Consider the following 6,758-nt stretch of genomic DNA (forward strand, 5'->3'; position numbering starts at 1 on the left):
GCTAAGCCTGCGGGCCCTTTTTTATTATGCTGTTCAGCTGTACTGCGGCTTCTTGGGGTCGGGGTTGACGGCCATCTCGAGGGTATCGGGAGTGGCCTCGCCCGGACGGACCAGACGGGCGCAGATGAGGAACTTGGTGGCCTCGTCGATCGCCTTGTTGGTGTAGCCGGTCGGATATGTACAGGTGGAGAGGATCAGGATCTTGTCGGAGGGGGTCACGTCGACGTCGATGTCGAACTGGGAGCGGTCCTTGAGCTCCGCGATCAGCTCGTTGAAGTTCTGGTCCTTATACTCGGGCAGGTTGTAGGAGAGCTTGGTGTCCACATAGGAGACCGCGAAGACCTTCCAGGTCATGTCGTCCTCGGCGGTGGAGAAGTAGATGTAGGGGTGCTTTTTCGCCCACTCGATGTCGAGGTATTTTTTCAGCTGGGTGAACTTATCCTGCTCCGGGTCGTCCCTGATCGTGTCGGACATGCTGTGCCCGTAGATGATCGTGTTCTGGGAGAGCTCGTTGCGGTTGCCGATCTTGTTCTCATAGTCCGCCCAGTAGCAGCCGTAGAAGCTGTAGTTCTTGTTGATGTCCTTACGCTCGTAATAGAGGTTGTCGGACGCCTGGGGCGGGGTGGAGACGTACTGAAGCACCTCGTTGTCGATCAGGGTGTCGGGGACGCGGATCCAGCCGACGACGTCGTTGTTGACGTTGTAGGCCTTGTTGAGTTTTTCAAGCAGTTCGCCCTCGGGAGCCACGGGTTCCGCGACGGGGGTGAGGTCGACATCCTCCAAGGGGTTGATGAACGCCGGGATTTTCGGCTGAGAGGAGACGTCGGAGGAGGAGGGACCCTCGTCCTCGCCCGGCTTTGCGCGCTCGCCGCAGGCCGCCATCGTGAGCAGCATGGCAATCGCCAGGAACAGCGCGATCAAACGGTTGGAAAGGTGTAAGCGTTTCATATACAGACTCCTTTATCGTAGACTCATTTATCGTGACGCCCCGCGGGGGGCATTGCCAGCGTTTTATTCTGTCCTGGTGCGGTTGCTGACCGTACCGGCCGAGGCGTCGACCTCCACGACGGAGGAGGATTTGAGGATCGCGGTCGCGTTCTCCGCGAAGACGATGACGGGGATATCGAGCGCCATGCCGACGATCGCGGCGTGGGAATTGAGGCCCCCCCGCTCGGTCACGATGCCGGACGCCTTCTTGAGGATGGGCAGCAGCGCGTTGGAGGTCTGGGGGATGACGAGGATGTCGCCGTCGTTAAAGTTCTTGAGCGCCTCCTCCTCGGTCCTGGCGACGCACAGCCTGCCGAAGGCCGACCGTTTGTTGACTCCCTGCCCGGTGACGAGGATGTCGCCGACCACATGGACCTTGAGCAGGTTGGTGGTGCCGTTGACCCCCAGCGGGACCCCCGCGGTGATGACCACGATGTCGCCGTCGTGCACATACCCGGCGGCCTTCGACTTCGCGACGGCGTGGGCAAAGAGGTCGTCGGTGTTCTCCTTCACGTCGCAGAGCAGGGGCGTGACCCCCCACGAGAGGGCGAGCTGCCAGTAGGTGGCCTTCTCATGGGTGCAGGCGATGACCGGGATGTCGGGGCGGTACTTGGAGAGCATCCGCGCCGTCGTGCCCGACCAGGTGACGGTGATGATCGCCGCCGCGCCCAAATCGTAGGCGGTGGTGCAGGTGGCGTGGGAGATCGCGTTGGTGATATCGGGGAGCCGCTCGTTCGAGCGGGAATAAAAGCGTTTGCGGTAGTCGATGTCCCGTTCGGCGCGCTCGGCGATCTGCGCCATCGTGCGCACCGCCTCGACGGGGTAGTCGCCCGCGGCCGTCTCGCCCGAAAGCATCACCGCGCTCGTCCCGTCGTAGATCGCGTTGGCCACGTCGGTGGCCTCGGCGCGGGTGGGGCGGGGGCTGTGGATCATGCTCTCGAGCATCTGGGTGGCGGTGATGACCATCTTGCCGGTGTTGTAGCATTTTTTGATCAGCAGCTTCTGGAAGACGGGCACGTCCTCAAGGGGGACCTCCACGCCCATATCGCCGCGCGCGACCATGATGCCGTCCGAGACGCGCAGGATCTCGTCGATGTTTTTGACCCCTTCCGCGTTCTCGATCTTCGCGATGATGCGGATGGTCTGGTTGCCCTGCCGCTCGAGCAGCTGGCGGATCTCCAGAATGTCGTCCGCCCGGCTGACGAAGGAGGCGGCGATGAAGTCGAAGCCGGTCTCCGCGCCGAAGAGGATGTCCGAACGGTCGCGCTCGCTGATGTAGGGCATCGAGAGGCGCACGCCGGGGACGTTGACCCCCTTGTGGTCGGAAATGACGCCGCCGTTGACAATCTCGGTGTCGATGGCGCCGTCGTGGGTTCCGGTGACGCGCAATTCGATGGCGCCGTCGTTGAGCAGGATGGTGTCCCCCCTGCCCACGTCCTCGGCGAGACCGGGGAAGGTGATCGACGCACGCGTCTCGTCCCCCTCGCATTCGTCGGCGGTCAGCGTGAAATGGCTGCCCGCGTGCAGTTCGGCCTTCCCGCCCTTGAAGACGCCGAGACGGATCTCCGGGCCCTTGGTGTCGAGCAGGGTGGCGACGGGCAGGCGCAGCTCTTCGCGCAGGCGGCTGACCCGCTCGAAGGTAGCCTTGTGGCTCTCGTGGGAGCCGTGGGAAAAGTTGAAGCGCGCGACGTCCATGCCGGCGCAGATCAGGCTGTGAATCCGTTCTTCACTGTCGGACGCGGGGCCGAGGGTGCAGACGATCTTGGTTTTCCTCAAAAGCAATCCACCTCGTGATTTAGTGTGAAAAGACAGGGGCCCGAAAAAGCGCTCACGCGGGCTTCCGGCCGGGAAAACCGGCGCGGCGGGCCCGCCGTCAGGAAGCAATTTCAGATCATATCTCCCTAAAGTATACCATCATTTTTACGGGTGTCAAATGGATTGGGAAAAATTCATAAAACCTTTAAAAACGCCCTCTTTCGGAAAAAGCTGCAATTTCCCCTTGCATTTTCCGGGCGGGTGTGGTAAGCTGTAACTGTACTAATAGTTTTAATACAGACAATACGATTAATCGACTGAAAGGGGTGGAACCGTGCTGTCGCTTGATTTGCAGAGCCGCCAGCCGATCTATGAACAGCTGGTCCGGGGGCTCTCCGAACTGGTATCGCTGGGGGCGCTCGCGCCCGACGAGCAGCTGCCGAGCGTGCGCAGCCTCGCGAGGGACCTGGGCGTCAACCCGAACACCGTGCAGAAGGCCTATCAGGAGCTTGAACGCAGCGGCGTCATCTACTCCGTCGCGGGCAAGGGCAGCTTCGTTTCGCCCGGCCCGGCTGCGGCGCGGATGCTGCGCGGGCAGCGGCTGGAAAAGCTCCGGGAGGCCGCCGCGGAAGGCCGGCGCGCGGGAATCCCGCGCGAGGAGGCGCTCGGGGTGGTCGAAGCGGTATATGAGGAGGGAACGAACCATGATTAAAGCGCAGTCGCTCGTGAAGTGCTTCGGGGATTTCACGGCGCTTTCCTCGCTCGACACCGAGATCCACGCAGGCTCGATCTACGGGCTCGTGGGGTCCAACGGGTCGGGCAAATCGACCTTCCTGCGGCTGGCGTCGGGGGTTTACATGCCCGACGGCGGGCAGGTCACGGTCGCCGGGGAGCCGGTTTACGAGAACATCGCGGTCAAGGAACGGATCTTTTTCGTCGCGGACGACCTGTACTTCCTGCCGCAGAGCACCCTCGAAGAGATGGCCACATTCTATAAACAAATTTATAGACGGTTTTCGGACACAAAATACAAAAAACTTTGCACAATTTTTCCCCTGGACCCCCGCCAGAAACTCGGCACCTTTTCCAAGGGGATGAAACGGCAGGCGGCGCTGCTGCTCGCCCTCTCCTGCGAACCCGACCTGCTGCTGCTCGACGAGGCGTTCGACGGGCTCGACCCGGTGATGCGCGGCGCGGTGAAGAAGCTCCTGTCGGACGACATCGCGTCGCGGGAGATGACCGTCGTGATCACGAGCCACAACCTGCGGGAGCTTGAGGATCTGTGCGACCACGTGGGGCTCCTGCACCAGGGGAAAATTCTCTTCGAGCGGGAGCTCGACGAGCTCAAGCTCGGCTTCTGCAAGGTGCACGCGGCCTTCCCGCAGGGGATGGACGACGCGGCGCTTGCGGGGCTCAACGTCATGCAGGCGGTCCGCACGGGCAGCCTTGTGACCCTCGTCGTGCGGGGAAATTCCGCCGAGGCGTCGGACTATCTGCTGCGGCAGGGCGCCGTCTTCGCGGAAGGTGTCCCGCTCACCCTCGAGGAGGTATTCATTCATGAAATGGAGGCGGTCGGATATGACTACAACAACATCCTCTTCTAAGCCCGGCCGGTTCCGCGAGCTTTACCGGGACATCCTGCACCGCAACCGGGGCTACCTCTGGCTCTATTCCGCGCTTGTGGCGGTCTGCTACCCGCTGCTCTTCGCGCTCGAGGCGTTCAAGCGGGTGGACCCGGCCGAGGCCGCCCGCATCCAGGCGTACGCGCCCGAAACGCTCGCCCAAAACCCGATGTATTTCTACAGCTTCGAGGGCCTCGGCTGCAACTTCGCGGGCGTGTCGATCGTCTTTTTCCTGATGATCGCGCTGCTCGCGCCCATGATTCTCGCCCTCGTGCTCAACAGCTACATGCACTCCAAAAAGGCGTCCGACGTCTACCACGCGATTCCCGTCTCCCGCGGGACGCTCCTGACGGCAAACGCCGCCGTGGGCATGACGATCATCGGGCTTCCGCTGGCCGCCTCCAACCTCTTCATCATGGCGGTGCAGATCGCGAAATTCGGCTTTCTGCCCGACGTGACCGCCTACCTCTGGCTCGACGCGCTCGGCTGGATGATCTGCGGCTTTGCGATCTACGCGGTCACCACCTTCGTCTCGGTCTGCGTCGGCACCGTCTTCGACACCTTCGTGCTGTCGGGGACCCTGCTGCTCGCCGCCCCCGTTCTTTCGGCGCTGGGGCTCGCCGTCACCGAGCTCTTCCTCTTTGGCTGGAGCGCGGGGATGGACGCGCTCACCTTCGTAACCAGACTCTCCCCCGTGACGCTGATGATCGAACGGTTCGCCATCGCGGACGGGACGCTCGGCGCCTCCTCCCCGATCAGGCTGTTCGGGCCGGGCCGCCTGCCGGGCGCGAACCTCGCGCTGCTCGTCTGGCTGGCGCTCGGACTGCTCATCTTCCTCGCCGCCGTGCGCGTCTACCGCCGCCGCAGGACCGAGGTCGCGGAGACCACCTCCTCGCGCGGCGCCCTGCAGGCGCTGGTCAAGCTGGCGGGCACCGCCGTCTGCGGCGTAACCGCCGGGCTGATCGCCTGCTCCGGCAGCCACGGGCGGACCGATTTCCTGCTCTGGACGGCGCTCATCGGCGCGCTCACCTACGCGGTGGCCGAGGTCGTCCTCAACCGCGGCTTCAAGACGCTCGTGCGCAGCCTGCCGCTGGGCGCGGCGACGGTCGCCGGCGTCGTGCTCGTCTCGCTCATCCCGATGACCGGCGCGTTCGGCTATGAAAGCCGCGTGCCCGCGCCGGAGGAGGTCGCTGCGGTGGAGATCGGCTACACCGGCCGCTACGCCGCGGACATCAGCATCTGCCGTGTGGAGCCCGGCCTCCCCGATAACGGGGGCAAAGCCGGCCGGGCCGTCGGCTACACGAACGAGGTGCTGCTCTCGGCGCCGGAGGATCTGTCGGCGGTGGAGGCGTTCCACCGGGACGTGATCGCCAAGCGGTACCGCCCCTACGAGGGGATCACCCTCGAGCCGGGCGAGGAATACATGCACCTGGGCAGCACGATCACCTACACCCTCAAGAACGGCCGCACCCTCACCCGCCGGTACGAGGGCGCGGGCACCGGGTCGATTCGGCTGCTCGCGCCGCTGGAAACGAGCCCCGACCTGCTCGCGCAGACCCACCCGGCGTTCTTCGACCGGGGTCAGGACGTCAAAAAATGGCGGATCTCCGACCCCTTCGGGGCCTGGACGGTGGAAAAGGCGTGGCCGGCCGCCGAGTCACAGGCGCTTCTGGACGCGATGCGGACCGACCTGCTCGCGCAGACCGTCGAGGACCTGCTGCACCCGTCGGACGCGCCCGTCGCGTGGGTGACGTTCGAGGCGGACCTCCCGCCCGAGGGTGCGCCGCGCGCCTCCACGAGCGGCAGCTTCCTCGTGACGGAGAGCTCCTTGCATACCCGCGCCTTCCTCGCGGAGAAGGGAGTGCTCGACGAGATCGCACCTGACTTGGACGCCTGCTACGCGGTGGGGGTCTCCGGCTCGGGCGTACGGTATCTCACCACATCGGACAGCGCGGTGCTCCAGGTGATCCCGGGGCGTGGGGAGTTCACCGCCAACGACTACGACTACCTGAAGGAGAACGTCGAAGCCTCCCGGCGGTATTACGCCGAGAACCCAGATGTGCTCGCGGCGGACTTCTCGCCGGGGGAGGACGTGGAGCTCGACGAGTGGGGGAACGCCGTCGTGCAGGCCCAGATGGCGGGCGCGAGCGAAGTCCTCTTCGAGGATCCGGCGGATATCGCCGCGCTGGCCGCGGCCGCCGTGCCGAGCTGGGACACGACCGAGCCGGTCGTCTGCGCGAACTTCTGGTTCAGGGGCGCGACGGGCGGAACGCCGGTCCTCCTGCCCCTCTCCCGCCTTCCTGAGGACCTCCGCCAGCGGATCGCATATCCCTATGGGGTCCCCGGAGAATAAACCGTCTCCTCCTGCAAATAGAAGCGGGGGGGGGGGGGGGG

5 protein-coding genes are annotated in these 6,758 nt (G+C 64.4%); 3 read left to right on the plus strand and 2 right to left on the minus strand.

Annotation, left to right across the window (positions count from 1 at the left end; genetic code table 11):
• Positions 1 to 33: 33 nt before the first annotated feature.
• Complete coding sequence (locus tag NE609_RS11380) at positions 34 to 948, minus strand: class B sortase (RefSeq protein WP_256152553.1); 915 nt, start codon at positions 946 to 948, stop codon at positions 34 to 36.
• Positions 949 to 1,011: 63 nt separating this feature from the next.
• Positions 1,012 to 2,763 (minus strand): pyruvate kinase, encoded by a 1,752-nt coding sequence (pyk, locus tag NE609_RS11385; protein ID WP_256152554.1) that lies wholly within the window; start codon positions 2,761 to 2,763, stop codon positions 1,012 to 1,014.
• Between the two features lie 313 nt (positions 2,764 to 3,076).
• Here pyk and NE609_RS11390 point away from each other — a divergent pair, with 313 nt between their 5' ends.
• The 3 genes from NE609_RS11390 to NE609_RS11400 are packed head-to-tail and all read left to right on the plus strand — an operon-like array spanning position 3,077 to position 6,717.
• Positions 3,077 to 3,454, plus strand: coding sequence for a GntR family transcriptional regulator (locus NE609_RS11390; protein WP_256152555.1), 378 nt, complete (start codon positions 3,077 to 3,079; stop codon positions 3,452 to 3,454).
• The gene (locus NE609_RS11395; RefSeq protein WP_121587668.1) at positions 3,447 to 4,346 is read left to right on the plus strand and encodes an ABC transporter ATP-binding protein; all 900 of its coding nucleotides are present in this window, start codon (positions 3,447 to 3,449) and stop codon (positions 4,344 to 4,346) included. Before NE609_RS11390 ends, NE609_RS11395 begins: the two co-directional genes overlap by 8 nt.
• Entirely contained in the window at positions 4,321 to 6,717 is a 2,397-nt protein-coding gene (locus NE609_RS11400; RefSeq protein ID WP_256152556.1) for a hypothetical protein, read from the plus strand. The genes NE609_RS11395 and NE609_RS11400 overlap by 26 nt, the downstream gene beginning before the upstream one ends.
• Positions 6,718 to 6,758 lie beyond the last annotated feature (41 nt).

The organism is Anaerotruncus sp. DFI.9.16, from assembly GCF_024461615.1.
GTDB classification, from domain to species: Bacteria; Bacillota; Clostridia; order Oscillospirales; family Ruminococcaceae; genus Anaerotruncus; species Anaerotruncus massiliensis.

What these genes read in the sequence shown, in the direction of transcription:
- NE609_RS11380 (WP_256152553.1), bottom strand. Translation starts at nt 948, where the DNA reads ATGAAACGCTTACACCTTTCCAACCGTTTGATCGCGCTGTTCCTGGCG.
- NE609_RS11395 (WP_121587668.1), top strand. Translation starts at nt 3,447, where the DNA reads ATGATTAAAGCGCAGTCGCTCGTGAAGTGCTTCGGGGATTTCACGGCG.
- NE609_RS11400 (WP_256152556.1), top strand. Translation starts at nt 4,321, where the DNA reads ATGACTACAACAACATCCTCTTCTAAGCCCGGCCGGTTCCGCGAGCTT.